This is a genomic window from Hyphomicrobium nitrativorans NL23 (assembly GCF_000503895.1).
In the GTDB taxonomy this organism is placed as follows: domain Bacteria; phylum Pseudomonadota; class Alphaproteobacteria; order Rhizobiales; family Hyphomicrobiaceae; genus Hyphomicrobium_C; species Hyphomicrobium_C nitrativorans.
Map to the genome: position 1 here is coordinate 3,549,986 of NC_022997.1, position 21,176 is coordinate 3,571,161.

The following is a 21,176-nucleotide window of genomic DNA, read 5'->3' on the forward strand; positions in this document are numbered from 1 at the left end:
CGCGGCGGGCCTCGCGCGCCTTCCGCCTCGTTGTGATAGGTTCCGGCGCATGACCATCAACAGCCCCATTCACGTCATCGGCGGCGGTCTTGCCGGATCCGAAGCCGCCTGGCAGATCGCCCATCAGGGCGTTCCCGTCATTCTCCATGAAATGCGCCCCGTTCGCACGACGGACGCGCACAAGACCGACGGGCTTGCCGAACTCGTCTGCTCGAACTCGTTTCGGTCTGACGATTGGGAGACCAATGCCGTCGGGCTGCTGCACGAAGAAATGCGGCGCATGAATTCGCTCATCCTGGCGGCGGGCGACCGGCAAAAGCTTCCGGCGGGCGGCGCGCTCGCGGTGGACCGCGACGCGTTTTCGGCGGACGTGACGGCGCGGCTTTCCGAGCATCCGCTCGTGACCATTGTGCGGAGCGAGGTCGCCGGGCTGCCGCCTGCCGATTGGGACAACGTCGTCGTCGCGACGGGGCCGCTGACGTCACCTGCGCTGAGCGAGGCGGTCCGCGCGCGCACGGGCGAAGGCGAACTTGCATTCTTCGATGCCATCGCGCCCGTCATCCATCTCGACAGCATCGACCAGACCATCGTCTGGCGGCAGTCGCGCTACGATAAGGCGGGCCCCGGCGGCACGGGTGCCGACTATCTCAACTGCCCGATGTCGAAGGACGAGTACGAGGCCTTCATCGATGCCATGCTCGCGGGCGAGAAGACCGTCTTCAAGGAGTGGGAAGCCTCCACGCCCTACTTCGACGGCTGTTTGCCCGTCGAAGTGATGGCGGAACGCGGACGCGACACGCTGCGTTTCGGGCCCATGAAACCCGTCGGGCTCACCGATCCACGCACAGGGCGGAGGCCCTATGCCGTCGTGCAGCTCCGGCAGGATAACGCGCACGGGACACTGTGGAACATGGTCGGGTTCCAGACCAAGCTGAAGCATGGCGAGCAGGTGCGCGTGTTCCGCATGATCCCGGGTTTGCAGGACGCCGACTTCGCCCGGCTTGGGGGACTTCACCGCAACACGTTCCTCAATTCTCCGAAGCTGCTCGACGGAGGGCTCAGGCTCAAGGCCGAGCCGCGTCTGCGGTTTGCGGGACAGATCACCGGCGTAGAAGGCTACGTGGAGAGCGCCGCCATTGGACTGCTCGCCGGGCGGTTTGCAGCCGCCGACCGCACGGGGCGCGATGCCGGTCCGCCGCCCGCGACGACGGCGCTCGGCGCATTGCTTGCGCACATCACCGGCGGCCATTTGCTCGACGGAAGCGACGGCGGATCTTCCTCATTCCAGCCGATGAACATCAACTACGGCCTGCTGCCGCCGCTGGACGAGGCGCCAACGACCGACGCCGACGGTCGGAAGCTCAAAGGGAAAGCCCGCGGCGCGGAAAAGAAGCGCCTCATGTCGCGGCGCGCGCTCGCCGATCTCGGGCAGTGGATCGCGGCGCGGGAGCCCGCGGAGACATAGCGTGCTCCCCACGCTTGGCGTCGTGCCCCCTCACCCGGAAGCGGGCGCGTGCTTCTCTTCACCTCTCCCATAGGGAGAGGTCGACGCGCCGGCGCGAGCCCGAGCGCCGGGTGAGGGGTTAGACGGTACGGAGTTTGGCATGGGCGACGCCGAACAGATGATCGTGAAGGTGGCGGGGCGGATCGAGACGATTGCCGCCGATGCGTGGGACGCGTGCGCTAATCCCGAGACGCTCGCTTACAATCCGTTCGTTTCCCATGCCTTTCTTCACGCGCTCGAACAGTCGGGATCTGTCGGCGACGGCACGGGGTGGCATCCTCAGCACCTCGTGCTCGAAGGGCCGAACGGCGCGATTGCAGGCGTCATGCCGCTCTATCTCAAGACCGACAGTCACGGCGAATACGTGTTCGATCACGCGTGGGCCGACGCACTGGAACGGGCGGGCGGGCATTACTATCCGAAGCTTCAGTGCTCCGTGCCGTTTACGCCTGTTCCAGGGCGGCGCATTCTCGTGCGGCCTGGGCAGGACGAAGCGCAGGTCGAGCACATCCTCGCCGCGGCGGCGGTCGCGGTTTCCGAACGGGTCGAGGCGTCGTCGGTGCACGTGACCTTTCTCACCGAGGGCGAGTGGCGCCGCCTCGGCGAGACGGGGTTTCTGCAGCGGACAGGACAGCAGTTTCACTGGACGAACGCGGGCTACGCGACTTTCGACGATTTCCTCGCAACGCTCTCCTCACGCAAGCGCAAGGCCATCCGCAAAGAGCGCGCCGAAGCACAGGCGGGCGTCGAGATCGTGAGCGTCACGGGACACGACATCACAGACGCGCACTGGGATGCATTTTTCGATTTTTACATCGATACCGGCCTGAGGAAGTGGGGCCGACCCTATCTCAACCGCGAATTTTTCTCTTTCCTTGGCGCGGCGCTCGCCGACCGCTGCCTGCTCATGTTCGCAAGCGAGGGTGGAGACCTCATCGCGGGCGCATTGCATCTCATCGGCGGCGACTGTCTCTACGGGCGCTATTGGGGCGAAACGCGGCATCACCCGTTCCTGCATTTCGAGCTTTGCTATTATCGGGCCATCGACTATGCGATCGCGCACGGTCTGGCTCGCGCGGAAGCCGGTGCCCAGGGCGGACACAAGCTCGCGCGCGGCTACCTTCCCGAGACGACCTATTCCCTGCACTGGATCGCGGATCCCAGGCTTGAAGCCGCGGTTGCGCGCTATCTCGCGGAGGAGCGGCGCGAGATCCAGACGGTCAAGGCCGTGCTGCGGGATCGCGGACCGTACAAGAAGGACGAGCCGGCGTAGGTGCACGCGCGGCCCTTGGCATTGGGGGCTTGCGGAGCGCGGTCGCGGGTGCTCTTAGAAAGGCGGTATCCAGGCAAGAGAGAGCGACACGCGATGGCCTACGACAACGACAACATCTTCGCCAAGATCCTGCGCGGCGAGATCCCGTGTCACAAGGTGTTCGAGAACGACGACGTGATCGCGTTCATGGATGTCATGCCTCAGGGACCTGGGCATACGCTGGTGGTGCCCAAAGCCGCGTCGCGCAACCTGCTGGATGCCGATCCTGCCGTGCTCGGAAAGCTGCTGCCCCTCGTACAGAAAATCGCGCTCGCGGTGAAGGAGGCATTCACGGCCGACGGCGTCAGTATCTTTCAATACAACGAAGCGGCGGGCGGGCAGAGCGTTTTCCACCTCCACATCCATGTGGTGCCGCGTCACGAGGGCGTGCCGCTCGGCCGGCATTCGGACACGATGGAAGACCAGGCCGTGCTCGCGGCCAACGCGGAGAAGGTGCGCGCCGCACTCGGCGCGTGACGGCCTGAAAGCGGTATTCAGCGAACCGGCGACAGCTTGTCGTCGATGCTCTCGCGCAGGCGGATCGGGGGCGTCCAGTCTTCGACGGAGACGGCCGGCTCCGCAGGCTGGGGTACGAGCGCCGGAGCCGGTGCGGCGACCTTGGAGGCGACAGCGCCATAGCAACCGGCAACACACGCGACTTCGTCGAGCGGCACGGAGCGGCCGTCGCTCGTCGACGTTGGGACCATCATGCTTTCGCTCGTTTCCACCACGGGCGGGATTTCGGGACGAACGAACACGACTTGCGGCGCGCGGGTGTCGGCGCAGCCCGCTTCGCAGACAACGATCTCCTTGCCGGGATACGAGGCCGAAAGCGCGTGTGGCTTTGGGAGTAAGGCTTTCTCGGCTTCGAGCACCGACCTGGCGCGGCGGGTGTAATAATCCACTTCCGACGATGCAGCGGGCGGCGCGGCTTTCTCGGCTTCCTCGACGGCACCGGCGCCGGCAGGAAGAATGGCGAGCGTCGCAAGGGCTGCCACAACCACGAACGGCGAACGCACCAACCCAACGCTTCTCATGGTCTCATCCCGCTCTGAGATTGTCGTCCGGCGCAATTCGCGCCACGCCTTAGGACATTCTCAAAGCCGGGTTAACGAAATGCTGCCGGCCTCAGCGGCTCCCGGCGGGAAAGCGCCAGTATGCGCCGCGGTCGGTCGTGACCTCTTCCAGCCGCGGCGTGCGCAGCTTGGGCGGGCGAATTCCCCGCTCAATCAGAACCGCGATGTCGTCGAGCAACGCGTTGTTTTCGGCGTAGCCCGAATGGTTGAGCCCGAGGCTATCCATGCTGGCGGCGGTGACGTCGATGGTGTCGATGCCCGGCAGGACGAGCGGCCCCGTCACCGGCACGTCGCCCGCGCGCGGGATGCCGCCGTAGAAGTTCCGCGATACGATGAGCGCACGGTCGTTGCCGGCCGCGTAGAGCGTCACACCGCTTGCGAGGCCTTTGAGCTCGCGCGCGATGTTCTCGAAGTTGTCGCGGTCAACGTCGGGCGCTGCCAGGATCACCTGGCTGATGCGCACGTCGTCCGGCTTGGAGCGGCGCAATTCGCGCAGAACCTGGAGCGTCGGCTGGTTGCCCATGCTGTGCGCGATGACGCTGACCGACTTCGCGCCGGTCTTGTTGATGACCATCTCCATGAACTCGCGGAGATAGGGCTCGGCCTGGCCGGAACTTTCGCGGTCGTAGGTGTAGCTCGCGATGCCGCCGCCGGAGGGCCAGCTATAGGCGAACGGTGCGCCGTCGAACTTCAGATCGTAGGCGATCTGCGCGGTGCGATAGATCGCGTAATCGAAGCTCGTGTTGTAGCCATGTACGAATATGAAGGCGTGGTCCTTGTAGCGCTTGGACGCGGCCAGCCGTTCGCGCACCACCGTCAGGAAATCCTCCTCCGAGAGCGTCTTCACCTCCTGCATGGTGAAGTGGCGGTTCGGGTCCTCCGCTTCCTCGTACAGCGTGATGTTGAAAACGCGGATCGCCCACGGCCGTTCGATCAACGGCTCGCGGTGCGCCTTCGGCACCGTGACGAGCGCGCGCCCGAGTTCGAGGCGGCGGCCGCGATCCGTGCCGTAATCGAGGCGGTCCTTTGTGGATCTCTCCGCGCGGTCGGTACCGTAGTAGACCGGAACCACGTCCCATTCGCCGACGGCGGCGCCTGCGACCTCGGGTGGCGGCGGAGGCGCGGCTTCGGCAGGAGGCTGGTACTCGGCCGAAGACGGCGGGGGCGGCAGAGGTACGCGACCGGCAGGAGGCGGAGCCGCGCCTGCGCGCGGGGGCGGCGCCGGACGGAATGAAGGTGCGGGCTGTCCGCCGCCTTTCGGATCGAACCGCTGGCGCTGGTTATAGTCGGTCGCGGGCGGCGGCGACGGGACGGGCGCGGGTGCGGGCTCGGCGATCATGTCCGTATCGTCCATGCCCCCGCTATCGGGCGCGCCGGACACATCCGGCGGCGGCGAACCCGCCGTTGGCGGGTCCGGGGCTTCAGAGCGATTGGGCGCCTCGCCACACGACGCCAGGGCCAATGCCGCGAGACATACAGCCAGCAACCCAAATCTGCGCACAACTCCCTCCACACCCTGCTCATCGACGCCGCTATTGAAGGATTGCCATCGCGTTCCCAGGTCTTTCGCGTGGTCACCATCGAGAGCTGGCGGAGCCTAGGCCCGAACGCACGACAGATCAACGAGATCGCGCGGGCGCGCGGCACCTCCCCTGCCCGCTTTTTGCACAGCTAATCTGAGCGGTCCTAAAACCAATGCGGCAGAGAGACACCATCCTCTTGACGGGATTCGGTCCTTTTCCGGGCGTAGCGCAGAACGTGAGCGAACGCTTCGTTTCGAAGCTCGCGCACCTCGCCGCCCGCCGCTTCAGCGCGCACCGGGTGGTGGCGCGCGTCCTGCCAACCGAGTGGGAGCGCGCGCCGCAACGGCTGGAAGCGCTCTACGAGCGGGAACGTCCGAAACTGGTGCTGCATTTCGGCGTGTCGGCGGACGCGAGTTCGTATGTTCTCGAAGGTATCGCCCGCAACACGTGCAAGCCGGCAGAAGACGCGGCCGGGGCGTTGCCGCCCGCAGACGTCGTCATCCAGGGCGGCTCCGACACGCTCGACGCGAAGCTCCCGGCCGACGACATCGTCGAGCGTCTCCTCGCCCTTCGTGTGCCCATCGTCACATCCCACGATGCGGGCGGCTACCTCTGCAATGCGCTGCTTTACCGCTCGCTGTTCGTCGCCAACCAGCTTCGGGAACCGCCCGTCGTCGGCTTCTTCCATATTCCGCGCGTCATCCCGGCGGCGCAGGCCAAGCCCGGCAAGACGAACGAGTTGCGCTTCGACTGGGGCACCGCGCTCACCGGGGGGCTCGAAATCATCCGAACCTGCCTCGGCCGCCCCCCGCCCAGGCGTCACCCACGGGCGAAAGCGCGTTAACGTCCTTTAACCGGCTCCGGTGCATGATCTCGCGTCTGGAGATCACCCTTATGCCCCTCGATCGGCGCACGCTTCTTTCGACCGGACTTATCGCAACCGGATTCGCCGCAACGACCGCTTCGGCGGGGGCGGGGCCGCGTGCGCGCCCTGAGGCGACGGCTCCATCGGTCTTATCCGTTGCGCCGACGAGCGGCGACCAGACGGCAGAGGTGCAGGCCGCCATCGACAAAGCGGCCGAACGCGGCGTGCCCGTGGTTCTCGCGCCGGGGCGGTTCCAAGTCGGCGCGCTGACGCTGCGGCCGCGGAGCCACCTGATCGGGACGCCGCGCCAGAGCGTGCTGCAATTCATCGGCGGCGCAACGTTTCTCGCCGCCGAGGGCGCGCCCGACGTGCGCCTCGAAGGCCTTGTCGTCGACGGTGACCGGCTGGCGATGGACGCGGCGCGTGCGACCTCGCTGATCGCGCTCGTCGATTGCGAGGCGTTCGTGCTCTCGGATGTTGTCGTGCGGGAGGGTTTGCTCAACGGCATCGGGCTTACGCGCTGCTCCGGCCGCGTCAACGACTGCACGATTGCCGGCATGTCGGACGCCGGGCTTCTCAGCCTCGACGCTCGCGGCCTCGATATCGCGCACAATTTCGTCACCGATTGCGCGAACAACGGCATCCAGGTCTGGCGCAGCGCGCCCGGCGACGATGCCACCATCATCTCGGGCAACCGCATCGAACGTATCGCCGCAAAGGGCGGCGGCACCGGACAGAACGGAAACGGCGTCAACGTCTTTCGCGCGGGCGGGGTGCTGGTCGCGAACAACCGCATCACGGACTGCGCCTATACCGCCATCCGCGGCAACGGCGCGGACAACATCCAGATGATCGGTAATTCGTGCTCGAAGGCCGGCGAGGTGGCGCTCTATGCGGAGTTCGCCTTCGAGGGCGCGCTGATCTCCGGCAATGTCGTCGAGAAGGCCGCGAGCGGCATTTCCGTGACCAACTTCAACGAGGGGGGCCGCCTCGCTGTCGTGCAGGGCAACCTGATCCGCGACCTGTTCCGGCGCGAGCACGAGATCGTGGACGTGCGCGGGATCGGGATCGGGATCGAGGCCGACACAGTCGTCTCCGGCAATGTAATCGAGAACGCGCCATCAGCAGGGATCAGCGCGGGCTGGGGGCCTTACCTGCGCGACGTTTCCATTACGGGGAACCTGATCCGCAACGCCGGTATCGGGATCGCGGTCTCGTCCGACGCGGCAGGCGGCGCGTGCCTGATCAGCAACAACATGATTTCCCGCACGCAGAATGGCGCGATCAGGACCATGGACCACGCCGTTCCGCACGGGCCGGATCTTGCGTCCGCCGACGCGCAGCCGCCCGCACGCATCGTCGTCAGCGGCAACGTTGCGGTGTAGCGCGCGGCTTTTTACTCCTGCGGCTCGGCCGGGGCCGGAGGATTGGCGCGGATGAGCGTCAGCAGCTCGCTATCCTTCGAAATCTGCGTCGTGTCGCGGCACTGGTCCTTCGCCTCTTCCGAGCACTCGACCGTCACCGTGTAGGGTACGCCGAAGCGCGTGATCGTGTACTCGGCCAGGAAGCCCTCCTCGCCTCCATAATCGGTTTCGTCGAACACCGACACGGCCGGACCGGCGGTCGGCGCCGCGCCTCGGCTCTCGTCCGTGAAAAGCTCAATGGCGCCTTCCGGGAATTCGTGCTGGACGCGAAGATCGGCGGAGACCGAAACCGTCACATCACCGTAACGTTCGACGAGCTGGTACCAGACGGGCTCGGCCTCATCCATGACCACGTCGCGCTCGACGGCCGGGCGCGGGCCGATGTTCAACGTCTTTTCCACAATGCCTGGCGTGCTGTCGAAGGCCAGGACGGGGAGCTTGAGCTTAGCAAGCTGATCGTCGGCCGTCGGCCCCAGAGACCGCGCCGCGGCATCGCGATGCGCACTGACGAAGCTCTTGATTTCAGGATCGGACCACTCGACCGCGATGAGCTTGCCCGCTGCCAGAGCGGCCGCGGACCCTGCGAGGATCGCAAGCGTTGACGAGGCGATTGCCGGGGCGGCCAGAGACTGCACCCGGGCGCACAAGCCCTTGATCGACATGCGTTCGTTCCCTCAGTTCCTCGGCCGGCTCGCTTCCAACGGGAAGTCTAGCCATGCCGTCCGTTTCCAATCAAGCCCGATAGGGGCATCGTCTCTTGCGTGCCACGCTCGGCTGCTCGCGTTCCGTCGGCGGGTTGAAGGGTGGAGCCCCGCATAGTATCTCGACATCGAGGCTCGCGTTCTCGTGGGCCCGCTCCCGCTTGGCTCGCGTCATTGGGGGGAGCACACCGTCAGTTCTCGTCGTCTGTCACGATCTCCGCCGTACCAGCAGCTTTCGGCGCGATCGTGACGAAGCGTTGCGTGGAGACCCGCATGGTAGAAGATACCGGAGCGCCAACCGCCTCGGCGGCGGCAGCGGGACCCAGAAAGCGCAGCAAAGGCTGGCGGATTTTCCGCCTCGTGCTGATCGGCGTCGTCGTCTCGGCGGGATTGCTGCTCGCCTTCCCGCCGCTCGGGCTGATTAAGGACCAGATCGCCAAGAGCGCGGGCGACGCAATCGGCCGCACAGTGACCATCGGCGAGATGGACTACCGGCTGAACCCGTTCCTCACGCTCGAATTCAAAGACGTGCGCGTGTCGAACCCACCCGGAATGGCGGAGCGCGACCTGTTTCGCACCGACACCGCCCGCGCGACGGTCGAGTTCTTCCCGCTGCTCAAGGGGCGGGTCCGGCTGGACAGCCTCGCATTGATCAACCCGCTGCTTTCGCTCGAAGAAGCGGCGGACGGGAGACGGAACTGGGTCGTGACATCGCCAGGCACCGCGCCGGGCGTCGCGCCGCAGGCAGCGACAGCGACGGTTGCGGAGTTCCGCCCACCCTCCGTCACGACGGTGGAAAACGGTCATGTCACTTATGCGAGCGCCGCGGCCAGCAGCCAGCACGCGGCGAGCCGGATCAACGGCACCGTGCTGCTCGATCCCGCAACCGGCGGGGCGACGGCAAAAGGCAATCTCGACGCGGGCGGCGAGACGGTGACTTTCGATGCCGCGCTCGGCGATTACGACGCGCCCCTGACGGGGGGCTCGTCGTCCCTCAAAGGTTCGCTCGAAGCGCGTCTCCTCAAAGCTACGCTCGACGGTGATGCCGCGTTCGCCTCGGACGCCGAATTCATAGGCGGGCTTGCGGCATCGACGCCCTCGCTCATCGATTTCGTGCGTTGGGTCGGCACCGACACGGCACCGGGCGGAGAACCGCTCAAAACATCGCTCGAAGGGCACGTCGTCGCTACCACGGGCGACATCGCGTTCACCGACACCGACGTGATGGTCAACACGACGGCGAGCCGCTTCAACGGCACGCTCTATTTCGCAGGCGAACGGCCGAAAGTCGCGGGCGACATCGCCAGCGAACACATCGACATCGACCGCATTCTCGGCACGACGCGGCGGACCTCGTTCATGCCGCTCGAACCCGAGACGACATTCGAGCCGCTCGTGGCACCCGGCTGGGAGCAGCTTCTCGCCGACCTCAAGGCGCTCGAAGCCGGACCGCAGGCCGCGCCGCAGGCGGCTCCTTCAGCCGTGGCCGCGCCAGCGTGGAGCGAGCAGCCGTTCAATCTCAAGGCGATCCGCGCGGTCGATCTCGATGTCACGATCCGTGCGATGCAGGTGAGCTACGGCCAACTCGACCTGAAGCACGGCAAGGTCAAGGCCGACATCGCGGACGGCGTGCTCGACGCGAAAATCGAGGAACTCGCCGTCGGTGCGGGCAACGCGGTCGGTACGCTCAATCTCGACGCGCGCGCAGAGCCGCCGAAAGCCGCCGTCAACCTGACGCTTAACAATGTGGCGGCCGAACCGATCGCCATCGAGCTTACCGGCAATCCGCTGCTCAGCGGCACGTCCAATGTCGAGATCAGCGCGACTGCGGCCGGGCAGAACCAAAGCCAGCTTACGGCGACGCTCGACGGCAAGGCGCGTTTCCAGATGGGGCAGGGCGCGTTGCGTGGCTTCAACGTGCGGCGCATGATCTTCGAGTGGTGGAAGAGCTGGACGTTCGATCTCTCGCAACGCACGAGCTTCGAACGGCTCGATGCGCAGTACGACATCCGCCGCGGCATCATGCAAAGCCGGCCCGGACTTTCGATGGGCGGCCCGGAGGTGGAGATCAACTCGACGGGATCGGTCAACGTGCCGGCGCGCAGCCTGAACCAGGAGATCCGCGTGAAGGCGATCCCGCCGCCGACGGCGCTGCCGATCCCCGTGCGGATTTCGGGAAGCTGGGCGAGCCCGTCCATCGGGATCGACTGGTGGGGCCTGTTCTCGGCCGCGCCGGATCTCGGCGGACCGCAGGCGCTTCAGCCCGCACCGGAGCCGCCGCCGGCAGAGGTCGAAGTGGCGATCCGCCGTGTGCTGGCGCTCAACCTTCCGTCCGACCAACTCTCGCCGCAGGCGCGGGATATGCTCCGCTCTCTGCTGCCGAGGAATGACGATCCGACTGAAGAGTCTCCTTAGAGATCAGTCGAAAATGGGCGTGCGTTGCCACGGCAAGACAGTTTGGGCATTATCCGGCGGGGGATCCAGATGCACAGCCAAGCTGCAATGGATACAGGGGGTGTGGCGTGAGGGTAGCTCGTGGACTGGCGTTGTGCGCCGTGCCGGTGGCAATCGGCGGCGCGTTGCTCGCGGCCTCGGCACCGACGCATCAGGACCGCGCGCATGCGGCAGGGCCCAGCGCACCGCCCTCTCATCTCATCGGCCGCGATATCGCGACGTACGCGCTGATCCAGAGCATCGCGGGGCCGGGCCTCGGCGCCGGGACGATGCCGGGTGTTGCGACACGTAAAGGTCAACCCGCTTTCGATCCGTCTTGTCTTGCCGATAACGGTGGAACAGACGGCGTGCAGCTTGCGCGTTGCAGTCTGCTTCCATTGCCGGGCGAAGAGCCATCCGAACCGGAGCCCCCCGGCGGCGGGACGGGCCCGGAAACGCCTCCTCCCTCAAGCGGCGGCCAGACGCCCGAACAGGCGGGGTTCGCGTACTATCCTCCCGGCAAGATGCACGACAACGATCTGCGTCAAGGCCGCGTGGGCGACCGCTACGTCTATCTGCCGAACATCGTGTTCCCGCTCAAGCTCGGGCAGGGCCAGTTTCCGCACATGAACTCGCAGATCTTCGGATACGGCGGCGGCGGATGGGGCGGCAAAGGCAAGGCGGGCGGCTCGGAAAGCGACCGGCGCAACTTCGATCCGCTGCGCCAGCAGGACAATTTCTGCGAGGTGCGCTCGTGGGCGATGCCGATGTGTCCGAGCGGCACGGGCCATCAGGGCCAGGACATCCGTCCGCCGACGTGGCAGGACAATCATTGGGACGTCATCGCGGCGACCGATGGCACCGTCACCAACGTGACCAGCAATACGACGGTGCAGATCAAAGCGCCCGACGGCACCGACTATTACTATCTCCACATGCATCCGCGCTCGATCACCGTGAAGACGGGCGCGAAGGTCAAGCAGGGCCAAGTGCTCGGCAAGGTCTCCCGCTACATGGGCGGCAAAGTCGGCACGAGCCTGCATCTGCACTTGCAGGTTCGTCAGCGGATTTCCGTCGGCGGCAAGGTGCAGCAGGTTTACGTGCCGATCTATACGTCGCTGATCGCGGCGCTCCGGCGCGAGAAGGGACTCGAAGCGGGGATCGGAGCGGACGGCAATCTCGCCGTCGACCACCTGCTCGAAATCGGCGCGCCTAAGCCGCCGCCAACGCCGCAGCCCGAGCCGTCGCCCGAGCCAGAGCCAACGCCTCAACCTGAGCCGGCACCCGAACCAGAACCCGCGCCCGAACCTGCGCCGCAGCCGGAACCTCAGCCCGAGCCGACACCGGAGCCTGGACCTACGCCTGAGCCCGAACCTCAGCCGGAACCCACACCGACGCCGGAGCCGGAGCCCGAACCGCAGCCTCAGCCTCAGCCCGAGCCTGAGCCGACCCCGGAACCGGAGCCACAACCGGAGCCCGCTCCGACGCCAGAGCCAGAGCCGGAACCGACACCTGCGCCTGCGCCGGAGCCTGAACCCGCGCCGCCGGCCGAAGAACAAGGCTGGTGGGATTGGATCAAGGGCTGGTGGCCGTGGGGCGGCTCGCAAGAGCCTGCCTCTGGAGTTCAGCCTACACCGCCCGCGCAACCGTCCGAAGACGGCTGGTGGGAGCGCATCAAGAAGAACTGGGGCGAGCGGCTGGGCTACTAGCGCCTCGCCTCTCTGTCCGCTTCCCTTTCCGTTGTATCAGGAGCCGCAACGATGCCGAGACATACGCCGGGATACGCCGTGGCGATGCTCATGGCGCTTACTGTGCCGATCCTTTCGACGGCGGAAGCGCAACTTCCGCCCTCGCAGTACGACCGGCTGCAGCGCACGCTCGAAGAGCGCTTCGCGCCGCCGAAGCAGCAACGGCCGAGAGCGCCCGCCACCGGCGGCACGTCCGGTTCGACGGGCGATTTCATCTATGTCGAGCCCGACGGCAAGGCGAAGCAGACGACGCCCGCGCCTCTCCCGAAGCGCTCCGACGTAAGCTCCGACGGGAGTTGGGGCAAATCGATCTATTCTTTCTTCGCAACCCGCCTCGGCGGGGCTACGAGGCAAACGGAAGTGGCCGACGTGCGCGTGGCGGAAGGCCCCGCGCGAGCGGAACCTGCCGAGGCCGTGCAAGAGACCGAAGCGGATTCCAAGACCGAAGAGGTGCGCCAGCGCTCCCGCGAGCGGCGCGCCGAGCGGAACCGCGAACGGCGGCGCTATCATCGACGTCCGGAGCGCGGCACGGGCGAGCGTCACCGCCACCGCGTGCCCGTCGCCAAGCCGAACAGCTACGTCATCCAGCTTGCGCCCGACGCCGCGGCCGACGACATCGACTCGTTGCTCACGAAATACGGGCTCACCGTTACCAAAATGATCGCCCCTCTCGGCGTGCTCACCGTCGAACTCGATCCCGCCGCGGTGCGCCGCGAGGCCGCGCGTGCCGCGCCGGAGCCTGCGATCCAAGATACCAAGACGCAGCTTCAGTCCATTCTCGAACCGCCGCTGATCCAGGAGCTGCGCGAGGAGAAGATCGTCGACGCCGCGTTCGTCAACTCGGTGATGGAAGCCCGCCATCTTCCCGGCCCGACCGGGGCTTCGATCACAGTCGATAACGAAGTGTTCTCGTGGCGCTGGAACGCAGGGGCTGGCGAGGACGGAAACTGGGGACTGAAACAGATCCGCGTGCCGCCCGTCTGGACCGTGCTCAAACGCCATCGCGAGGCCAATCCGGATGCGTTGCGCCCGAAGATCGGCATCGTGGACGGCGGTTTCGCGACCGATCCCGCCGTGTCATTCGCGTCCATGCAGAACGTGCGCCCGCTCGCGACGCATCAGGCCGGTTGCGGCACGCATCACGGGATGCACATCGCCGGTATCATCGGCGCACGCCAGAGCGGGCGGCCGGGCATCGACGGCATCATTCCGGACGCGCGCATCGACGCGATTGCGATCGACGACGCCATCGTCGGAGATTCGGGCATCGTCGGCATCGACGCGGGCTGGCAGGTGCACGCGCTTCTGTTCGACGATGTGCTCGCGCGGACGCTCGACTACGTCTATGCGGACCTTTTGAAACCCGACAACCTGCGCGTCATCAACATCAGCCTGGGCTACAATTTCGTGGCGTCGAACCTGCTCGGCGACGCGCATCCGCAGGATGTGCCGGGGCTCGGGTTGCACATCATGCATCAGGCGAACCTGATCCGGCTGATGGCGAGCCGGGTGCAGGAGAACGTGCTGTTCGTGGTGGCGGCGGGCAACGATTCCGACGGCCGCGAGGACCCCATCGAAGCCAAATGGGCGTCTCCCTTCGCCTGGGCCGGCACACAGCGCTCGGCGGCCGGCGAAACGCCGTCCAACATTCTGGTCGTCGAAGCGATCGACCGGGACGGGCTTCGCGCCGACTTCTCGAACACGGGCGGGCACGTCTCGGCGCCTGGTGTCGACATCATGAGCACACTCGACGCGAACCGGATGCCATTCGGCGTGTGCAGCGGAACCTCGCAGGCCGCACCGCACGTGGCCGCGCTCGCCACCATCCTTTTCGAACTCGCACCCGACAAATCGCCTGCGGACATTGCGCGCATTCTGCGCGAGACCGGCACGCCGCCTGAAGAAGACGAGGAGAACGCGCCCACCATCGACGCGTTCGACGCCGTCGTCGCGCTGGCGCCCGACAAGGCCCGCCTCGTAGCCGACCTCGACGGCGACGGCGTGGTCGGCCCGAACGATCTCGCGCTGTTCCAGCGGCATCTCGAAAAGGTCGCGACGGCAGCAACGGCCAACACCACCTTTGCCGAGGACCTCAACGGCGATGGCGTGATCGACGACAACGAGTGCTTCTGGCCCAGGATCGACCTCAACGGCAGCGGGCATGGTGCGCTCGCGTCGCGAGATGCGCGGAAAATCGGCGGGGCCGACCTCACCGATCTCGCTGTGATCGAACTCTTCTGGTCCGATCCGGCAGTTCCGTTCGGCACGGCAATCGCCGCTTCCGGCCTTGCGACGCCAGCCGAGATCTACACGGTCGCGGAACTCGACCCGGCTCCGATCACGCAGTGCCGCCGCACGATCGGGCCCGATCTCACAGTTGCGGACGCCACGCCGGTCACGCCGGGCTCCGGCACCTCGACAGCGCTTGCAGCCACGGCCAGTGGCGCGACAGGCGGCGTCGCGGATGCCAAAGCCGTTCGCGCCGACGTCGAAAAAGCCATCGCGGAGTTGCGTAAGACCCATCCCAACCTGCGCGTTACGCTCGATCCGAAGACGGGACTGCCGAGTTCCGTCATGGGCATCTCGCCGCTTCCGGGCACGACGTCCATCGGCGCGGGCCGCACGGGCGACCTCACGGAGGAAGAGGTCAAGAGGGCGGTCGATGCCTACTTCGGGCAAGGCGGACTTGGCTCGCTTCATCCGTCGCGGAACACGCGCGTGACCTCCGAATACCTCGGCCGCCGCAAAGACCCCGACTTCCCGGATCGCTACGTTGCCGACGTGGAGCAGCGGATCGACGGTGTGCCGGTGTTCGGTTCACAGGCCAAGCTCACGGTCTCGCGCGCGCTCGGGGTGACGAAATACAGCGGCACGACGTCCAACGTCGCAATCGAGACGACGACGCCGAAGATTGCGGAAGGCGAGGCCATCGCGGCCGCGCGCGCCAAGTTGGCAGAGGTGCTGCGCAGCTCGCCGGATGCGTCGCGTGCATTCCCGCTGGCGCCGAACCCGGAGAAGGTCGAGGTCGGAAAGCCCGATCTCATCGTGTTCGATCCGGCGCTGGTCGGAAAAGTTCAGGATGGCGGGCGCACGCGGCTTGCGTGGCTGGTCTCCATCGACGCATTCCGCATCTTCGTGGACGCGGAGACGGGCGAGCCATTTTACTATTATCGCGATCAGCCATCGGGGATGCTGAGGCGCATCTACGATCTCGGACAGAATACGACGTTCCCGGGTGCGACCGCGATTGACGAGAAGGAACGGCGGCGAACGGAAAAACTCTCGCCGGAGGCGCTGATTGCGTTTCGGAACGCCGGTATCGTGCGCGACTACTTTTTCATCACCTTCGGCCGCAACAGCTTCGACGACAACGACGGCAGCGGTGGTGCACCGCTCGAAGCCTATGTCCGCTACGGAGAGACAAAAAACGCCTACTGGTGCACGGGCAAATCCTATGGCTGTCCCGGCGCCAACGTGATGGTGTACGGGCCCGGCTATGCGGATGCCCTCGATATCGTCGCGCACGAGATGACGCACGGCGTCATCGTGCACGAGAAGAACCTGCTCTATCTCAACGAGCCGGGTGCGGTGAACGAGTCTCTTGCCGACATCTTCGGCGCGCTCATCGAGCTGGAGTTCAAGGGAGAGGCCGGGAACTGGCTGATCGGCGAGCGGACGCCGGGCTTCTCCGTCACGTCGCCGCTGCGCAGCCTCGCCGATCCGAACTTGCGGAATGTGCAGGGCCAATCGATGTTCGACCGGACGCAGCGGTACTCGCTCGCCAATCGCGGGCAGCCGGACCATTACAGCGAAGTTCTGACGCCCGCCGACACCATGTGCGGCTCCACCGCCTATAACGATAACGGCTGCGTGCACTTCAATAGCGGCATCCTGAACAAGATGGCCTACCTCACCTCCGAGGGCGGCACGCATCGGGGCGTCACGGTGCGCGGCATCGGGCGCTACAAGCTCGCGCGGATCACGTATCGCGCGATGACGGTCGGACTCAATCGCAGCTCGACGCTGTCGCACGCCGCGAATGCGTTCGTCGAAGGATGCTTCGAGCTTGCGAGCGGCGAGATCGGCGGGCTGGTCCCGGCGGACTGCGAGCAGGTGATGGCGGCGCAACGCGCCGTCGGTCTCGACGTGCCGTCGAGCTGATCGCAGCGCCTGCGGAAAAGAGAACCGGCCGGAGAGGTTGATCCTCCCCAGCCGTCATTCTTGAAAAATGCGTCCTACGAGATCGGCGAGATCGTGCCGCCTTCGACAAGCGCTTTCAGCATCACCGCCGCGCCGCACTGATTGGAGACCGCGTTCGCGTCCCACACGTTGTCGCGGACGAACTTGCCCTTGGTGTAGTGGTTGGAGAAGCTCCAGAGGTAGGGCGTGTTGATCTTGTAGAGCAGACGGCTGCGCCAGCCGTTGTAGGATTCCCAGCGGTAGAGCGTGCTTGCGAGATCCCAATCCGCCTGCTCGTCGAGCTTGTCGTAGCGCAGCGCGTCCGTCGCGCTCGATACCCAATCCGACGGCGGCAGCCACGGCACGGGGCGGCCCGCCGGAACGCGCGTCGTCTTGGCGCGCAAGGGATCGCCGTTGTGAAGGTGCGAGTTCATGTCGAAACCGCATTCCATGCCGTGGATGATGGCCACGACATACCACGGCACACAGGTGCGCTCGGTCACGGCCTCGTAGTTCTTGCGGCGCGCGGGATCGGTGATGCGCGTCAGATACCACTGCACAGTGGAGCGCTTGTCGGCGCGGATCTGGCATGTGGCGAAGAGCTGGCGGTAGCCGTCGGCCACCTCCGAGAGTGGCGGGCGCTGGATGGGCTGTGCCTGCGGGCCCTCCGGGATATCACGAGGAACGCGCTCCTCGTCGAGCAGCGAACGGAGAAGATCGGACGCGCGCTCCACGAGCCGGTCCACATCGGCCGACGTTGCGCCCGGCGCATCGGGCGCGGATGCCGCGACCGAATCCATGAAGTCCACGATAGACGTCTGCAGCTCGATGAAATCCTCGCCCGCGGCCGAGGGCGCGAGCCCCATGCGCGGCACGGAGAGACCGAGGCGCTGCGCTTCCTCCGAGAGGTCAGCGAGGGACGACCACTTGTCTCTCACGATCTGGGCATATGCGGGCGTGAACAGATCGATGTGGGCGGCGAATGGCGCGGCGAAGGCCGCGGCAGCAAGACCCATCACAACCTGCCGCCTGTCGATGTTCCCCCGTGTCATGGGTTCTCCCCTCGTCTCACGCTAAGCTAGGCGGAACAGCCTTCAGGGCCTGCGCCATCCGGCGCGGATTATTGCACCAACTGCCCACGCGGCACAAACCTGCGGGAGGGCTTAGCCGCTCATGACGGCAAAGGTGCGGCCTTGGCGTCACGGGGCCTATCAGGCCAAGGCGACACCGCACGCGGCTGGCCATCCGAGGCCGGCCAGCGTGTCGCCGCGGGGCTTATATTCGCAGCCGATCCAGCCTGTGTGGCCCGATGCGTCCACCGTGCGGAACAGGACTGCATAGTCCAACTCGCCCGATCCGCCGGGCTCGCCCCGGTCGGGCGGGTCCGCGCACTGATAATGGCGCGTGATCGCGGCGAACTCCGCGATGGCAGCTTCGACGCCGCCCTCCGACACGTGGCGATGGTAGAGGTCGAATTGCAGGCCGAGATTGGGCGCCCCTACCTCGGCAATGACATCGGCTGCGTCGCACGTACGTGTTAGGAAGTAGCCCGGCATGTCGCGCGTGTTGATCGGCTCGATCAGGATGTCGACGCCCTGCTCCGCCGCCCAAGCCGCCGCAAGGCGAAGGTTCGCGACATAGACTTCGCGCGTGGCCCCGTGATCCGTGAGACCGGCCATGGCATGAAGGCGCGGACATCCCAATGCGTCCGCATAAGTCAGCGCGAGATCGACGGCGGAGGCGAACTCATCCTCGCGGCCCGGCAACGCCGCGAAGCCGCGCTCGCCTTTGTCCCAGTGACCGGGCGGCAGGTTGAAGAGCACCAGCTCCAGGCCGTTCGCATCGAGCCGCGCGCGGATCTCGTCTGCCGGCGTCGCGTAGGGAAACATGAATTCGACGCCCTTGAAGCCCGCATTGGCAGCGGCCTCGAAGCGATCCAGGAACGGCAGCTCGGTGAACAGGAAGCTCAGATTCGCGGCAAAGCGAGGCATGGCGATCTCGACGTAGCGTGGCGGAGGTTCAATCGAACGAACGGGACATCAATCAAGTGGACGGGATTGGCGCAACTTCTTGACGTTGCCGCGCTTCACCTTGCTATCGACGCGGCGTGCCTTGGCCGCGCGGCTCGGCTTGGTGGGTACGCGCCGCTTCGGCACATACAGAGCTTTCACGACGAGTTCGACCAAGCGCGCGCGTGCGTCCTCCCGGTTCAGTTCCTGCGTGCGGAAGCGTTCGGCGCGGATGATGAGCACGCCTTCATCCGTCATGCGGCTTCCCGCAAGACGTTCGAGCCGTTCGCGCACCGCTTCGGGCAAGCTCGGCGAGCTGCGCACGTCGAACCTGAGCTCGACGGCGGTCGAGACCTTGTTGACGTTCTGCCCGCCGGGGCCGGACGCGCGAATGAACCGCTCCGTCAGCTCGCGCTCGTCGATCGCAATCTTGTCTGTGATCTCCAGCATGGCGGGGATTTAGCAGAGTTCGGACAGCCTGCGCTCTATAAAAGCGATGCGATGGCGAGCCCGACGGCGAGCACGGCCGCAACGTCGCGCCAGAGCACGTCTCCCGTGCCCCAGGCCGCCGCCACCGCGACCAGCACGAGCACGGGGAGCACGAGACGGGTCGCGATGCCGAGCGCGCTCTTGCCCGAAAACGGTTGCGCAAGCAGGCTCCTGCGCTCCCCCCACCCGTCGACACCGACGACCGCCGCCAACGCCGCGCCCGTGATCGTGGCCCACCACCATGCAGGCGACGCGCCATCACCGAAGGCCAGGATCGTGAAGGCCATGACCGAGAAGGCCAGCACGAGTTGCAGGATCGAGCTTGGAAACATGAGGCTTTCTGTTGGGGAGATTGGCGACGAGAAAAGTTCGGCGCCGAGTATAGCCCGGACTTCTCTCGGCGCTAGCTTTCGAGGTGACGGGCAATGCAAGCCGCGACGCCGTCCTGCCAGGGCGGCAGACGGAGACCGAACCGCTCGTAAAGCCGGGCGCAATCGAGCGTGGAGTTTTTCGGACGTGGCGCGGCGGTCGGATAGTCCGAACTCGCAATCGGCACGACGGTCGGCTCGGTATCGTTCGTGACGCAGGCGCGGGCCAGAATTTCAGTCGCGAGGCCGTGCCAGCTGGTCACGCCCGAACCCGCCGCGTGGTAGGTGCCCCACACGTCATCCGCGCGTTCCACCGCAAGACGATGGGCAATGTCGAGCAGAAGCGCGGCCAGATGCGGCGCATAGGTGGGGTTTCCGTGCTGGTCGGCCACGACGCGCAACGGCTCGCTGGCGTTGGCGCTCGCGAGGATGTTGGTCGCGAAGTTGCGGCCGCTCGGGCCGAATACCCACCCGGTGCGAACAATCACATGGCGCGGGTTTACTTCCGCGACGGCCCTTTCGCCTTCGACTTTCGAGCGGCCGAACACCGTCTGCGGCGACGGCGCGTCGGTCTCGACATAGGGCTCTTTTTTCGTGCCGTCGAAGACGTAGTGTGTCGAGACGTGAAGGACCGGAATATCCCGGCGCGCGGCAGCGCATGCGAGCAGGCGGGCACCGTCGCGATTGAGCGCGAAGGCGGCTTCCTCATCGGTCTCGGCGCGGTCCACGGCCGTGTAAGCGGCGGTATTGATGACGACGTTCGGCGAGATGTCGGAGAATGCGCGCTCGATGGAACGCGGGTCGCGGACGTCGAGAGCGGCTCGCCCGGCGGCGAGCGCCTTGATGTGCGGCAGAGACGGCGCGGCTTCGATCAGCGCGCGTGCCACCTGCCCATGCCAGCCGGCAATCAACAGTCGCATGAGCCCTCGGACCTGAAGATGGCAGCGACCTTGTGGCTGCTATCCTAACAGATTTCGCGAAGACCGTGGCATAAGCACGTCGGATCGGTGTGCGGCAAAGAAATCCGGGCGCCATGCCCGAGACCGAGCACGACGCCCGCTGTCATCTACACGTCAGAACGGCGGGGCTGAAATGCCCTCTTTTCCGATCTTCAGGCGCAGACGGCGAGACGAACCGGACTGTTGCCGTCCGCAGCGGGCACGGAGGCTTCCCTCTCGGCGGCCACACCTGCCAAGGGCGAGACACCGCTCAGAGCGCTGCTCACGATGTCTTGATCGATGCCGTGGTTGAGCGCTTCGCGTGCGAGATCCTGCGCGTACTTGAGCAACGCATCCTGCGCGGCCACTTGGAACGCTTCGACGAACGCCGCACGGGCGCGGCTGCCGCCGATAAATCCTTCGCCGCTCGCGAAGTCGATCGTGTACTCAGACCCCGACACCCGCGAGATCCCGAGGATGAGATTGCGCGTCGCGCGCAACTCCCGCTCGAACTCGAAAGCGAGGTCCCTTTTCATGGCCATGAAATCAGCGAGCTTTCCCATCTCGAAATTCCCTTGCGCGTTTCGATTTGCCCTGACTGGAAAGC

Annotated in this window: 17 protein-coding genes; 8 read left to right on the top strand and 9 right to left on the bottom strand. The window is 66.1% G+C overall.

Annotation, left to right across the window (positions count from 1 at the left end):
• The first annotated feature begins 49 nt into the window (after window positions 1-49).
• The 3 genes from trmFO (at window position 50) to W911_RS16520 (ending at window position 3,293) form a co-directional block, all read left to right on the top strand.
• Entirely contained in the window at window positions 50-1,465 is a 1,416-nt protein-coding gene (gene trmFO / locus W911_RS16510) for a methylenetetrahydrofolate--tRNA-(uracil(54)-C(5))-methyltransferase (FADH(2)-oxidizing) TrmFO (protein ID WP_023788687.1), read from the top strand.
• A gap of 139 nt (window positions 1,466-1,604) precedes the next feature.
• Complete coding sequence (locus W911_RS16515; RefSeq protein WP_023788688.1) at window positions 1,605-2,777, top strand: GNAT family N-acetyltransferase; 1,173 nt, start codon at window positions 1,605-1,607, stop codon at window positions 2,775-2,777.
• Window positions 2,778-2,870: 93 nt separating this feature from the next.
• On the top strand, window positions 2,871-3,293 hold the full coding sequence (locus W911_RS16520; protein WP_023788689.1) for an HIT family protein: 423 nt from the start codon (window positions 2,871-2,873) through the stop codon (window positions 3,291-3,293).
• 17 nt (window positions 3,294-3,310) lie between these two features.
• On the opposite strand, the gene W911_RS16525 is transcribed toward W911_RS16520, so the two are convergent.
• Complete coding sequence (locus tag W911_RS16525; RefSeq protein ID WP_144083641.1) at window positions 3,311-3,853, bottom strand: hypothetical protein; 543 nt, start codon at window positions 3,851-3,853, stop codon at window positions 3,311-3,313.
• A 91-nt stretch (window positions 3,854-3,944) separates the two neighbouring features.
• On the bottom strand, window positions 3,945-5,246 hold the full coding sequence (locus W911_RS16530; protein WP_023788691.1) for an alpha/beta hydrolase: 1,302 nt from the start codon (window positions 5,244-5,246) through the stop codon (window positions 3,945-3,947).
• Window positions 5,247-5,611: 365 nt separating this feature from the next.
• Here W911_RS16530 and W911_RS16535 point away from each other — a divergent pair, with 365 nt between their 5' ends.
• Window positions 5,612-6,259, top strand: coding sequence for a pyroglutamyl-peptidase I (locus tag W911_RS16535; RefSeq protein ID WP_158412882.1), 648 nt, complete (start codon window positions 5,612-5,614; stop codon window positions 6,257-6,259).
• A gap of 50 nt (window positions 6,260-6,309) precedes the next feature.
• Window positions 6,310-7,665 carry a TIGR03808 family TAT-translocated repetitive protein gene (locus W911_RS16540; RefSeq protein WP_041319237.1) on the top strand — a complete coding sequence of 452 codons (1,356 nt, stop codon included), beginning with the start codon at window positions 6,310-6,312 and terminating at the stop codon, window positions 7,663-7,665.
• 11 nt (window positions 7,666-7,676) lie between these two features.
• On the opposite strand, the gene W911_RS16545 is transcribed toward W911_RS16540, so the two are convergent.
• On the bottom strand, window positions 7,677-8,366 hold the full coding sequence (locus W911_RS16545; RefSeq protein ID WP_023788694.1) for a hypothetical protein: 690 nt from the start codon (window positions 8,364-8,366) through the stop codon (window positions 7,677-7,679).
• A 312-nt stretch (window positions 8,367-8,678) separates the two neighbouring features.
• Here W911_RS16545 and W911_RS16550 point away from each other — a divergent pair, with 312 nt between their 5' ends.
• The 3 genes from W911_RS16550 (at window position 8,679) to W911_RS16560 (ending at window position 16,747) form a co-directional block, all read left to right on the top strand.
• Window positions 8,679-10,820 carry an AsmA family protein gene (locus W911_RS16550; protein ID WP_023788695.1) on the top strand — a complete coding sequence of 714 codons (2,142 nt, stop codon included), beginning with the start codon at window positions 8,679-8,681 and terminating at the stop codon, window positions 10,818-10,820.
• 107 nt (window positions 10,821-10,927) lie between these two features.
• Window positions 10,928-12,547 (top strand): M23 family metallopeptidase, encoded by a 1,620-nt coding sequence (locus tag W911_RS17965; protein WP_144083642.1) that lies wholly within the window; start codon window positions 10,928-10,930, stop codon window positions 12,545-12,547.
• 51 nt (window positions 12,548-12,598) lie between these two features.
• Window positions 12,599-16,747, top strand: a complete 4,149-nt coding sequence (locus tag W911_RS16560; RefSeq protein WP_081717786.1) for a M4 family metallopeptidase — start codon at window positions 12,599-12,601, stop codon at window positions 16,745-16,747.
• A 74-nt stretch (window positions 16,748-16,821) separates the two neighbouring features.
• On the opposite strand, the gene W911_RS16565 is transcribed toward W911_RS16560, so the two are convergent.
• The 6 genes from W911_RS16565 to W911_RS16590 all read right to left on the bottom strand — a co-directional run bounded on the left by W911_RS16565 (window position 16,822) and on the right by W911_RS16590 (window position 21,111).
• Complete coding sequence (locus W911_RS16565; RefSeq protein ID WP_023788698.1) at window positions 16,822-17,817, bottom strand: hypothetical protein; 996 nt, start codon at window positions 17,815-17,817, stop codon at window positions 16,822-16,824.
• Window positions 17,818-17,976: 159 nt separating this feature from the next.
• Window positions 17,977-18,756 (bottom strand): 2-oxo-tetronate isomerase, encoded by a 780-nt coding sequence (otnI, locus tag W911_RS16570; RefSeq protein WP_023788699.1) that lies wholly within the window; start codon window positions 18,754-18,756, stop codon window positions 17,977-17,979.
• A 48-nt stretch (window positions 18,757-18,804) separates the two neighbouring features.
• A complete protein-coding gene (arfB, locus tag W911_RS16575) occupies window positions 18,805-19,224 on the bottom strand; it encodes an alternative ribosome rescue aminoacyl-tRNA hydrolase ArfB (RefSeq protein ID WP_023788700.1) in 420 nt (139 codons plus the stop codon).
• Window positions 19,225-19,259: 35 nt separating this feature from the next.
• Window positions 19,260-19,595 carry a hypothetical protein gene (locus W911_RS16580; RefSeq protein ID WP_023788701.1) on the bottom strand — a complete coding sequence of 112 codons (336 nt, stop codon included), beginning with the start codon at window positions 19,593-19,595 and terminating at the stop codon, window positions 19,260-19,262.
• Window positions 19,596-19,666: 71 nt separating this feature from the next.
• Window positions 19,667-20,551 (bottom strand): dTDP-4-dehydrorhamnose reductase, encoded by an 885-nt coding sequence (gene rfbD, locus W911_RS16585; RefSeq protein ID WP_023788702.1) that lies wholly within the window; start codon window positions 20,549-20,551, stop codon window positions 19,667-19,669.
• Between the two features lie 191 nt (window positions 20,552-20,742).
• Window positions 20,743-21,111 carry a hypothetical protein gene (locus tag W911_RS16590; RefSeq protein ID WP_144083643.1) on the bottom strand — a complete coding sequence of 123 codons (369 nt, stop codon included), beginning with the start codon at window positions 21,109-21,111 and terminating at the stop codon, window positions 20,743-20,745.
• Window positions 21,112-21,176: the final 65 nt, after the last annotated feature.

Excerpts from the sequence above, each read along its gene's own strand:
- W911_RS16590 (WP_144083643.1), bottom strand. The coding sequence starts at position 21,111 with ATGGCCATGAAAAGGGACCTCGCTTTCGAGTTCGAGCGGGAGTTGCGC.
- trmFO (WP_023788687.1), top strand. The coding sequence starts at position 50 with ATGACCATCAACAGCCCCATTCACGTCATCGGCGGCGGTCTTGCCGGA.
- W911_RS16545 (WP_023788694.1), bottom strand. The coding sequence starts at position 8,366 with ATGTCGATCAAGGGCTTGTGCGCCCGGGTGCAGTCTCTGGCCGCCCCG.
- otnI (WP_023788699.1), bottom strand. The coding sequence starts at position 18,756 with ATGCCTCGCTTTGCCGCGAATCTGAGCTTCCTGTTCACCGAGCTGCCG.
- W911_RS16515 (WP_023788688.1), top strand. The coding sequence starts at position 1,605 with ATGGGCGACGCCGAACAGATGATCGTGAAGGTGGCGGGGCGGATCGAG.
- W911_RS16580 (WP_023788701.1), bottom strand. The coding sequence starts at position 19,595 with ATGTTTCCAAGCTCGATCCTGCAACTCGTGCTGGCCTTCTCGGTCATG.
- W911_RS16530 (WP_023788691.1), bottom strand. The coding sequence starts at position 5,246 with ATGGACGATACGGACATGATCGCCGAGCCCGCACCCGCGCCCGTCCCG.
- W911_RS16560 (WP_081717786.1), top strand. The coding sequence starts at position 12,599 with ATGCCGAGACATACGCCGGGATACGCCGTGGCGATGCTCATGGCGCTT.
- W911_RS16525 (WP_144083641.1), bottom strand. The coding sequence starts at position 3,853 with ATGAGAAGCGTTGGGTTGGTGCGTTCGCCGTTCGTGGTTGTGGCAGCC.
- arfB (WP_023788700.1), bottom strand. The coding sequence starts at position 19,224 with ATGCTGGAGATCACAGACAAGATTGCGATCGACGAGCGCGAGCTGACG.
- W911_RS16565 (WP_023788698.1), bottom strand. The coding sequence starts at position 17,817 with ATGACACGGGGGAACATCGACAGGCGGCAGGTTGTGATGGGTCTTGCT.
- rfbD (WP_023788702.1), bottom strand. The coding sequence starts at position 20,551 with ATGCGACTGTTGATTGCCGGCTGGCATGGGCAGGTGGCACGCGCGCTG.
- W911_RS16550 (WP_023788695.1), top strand. The coding sequence starts at position 8,679 with ATGGTAGAAGATACCGGAGCGCCAACCGCCTCGGCGGCGGCAGCGGGA.
- W911_RS16520 (WP_023788689.1), top strand. The coding sequence starts at position 2,871 with ATGGCCTACGACAACGACAACATCTTCGCCAAGATCCTGCGCGGCGAG.
- W911_RS16540 (WP_041319237.1), top strand. The coding sequence starts at position 6,310 with ATGCCCCTCGATCGGCGCACGCTTCTTTCGACCGGACTTATCGCAACC.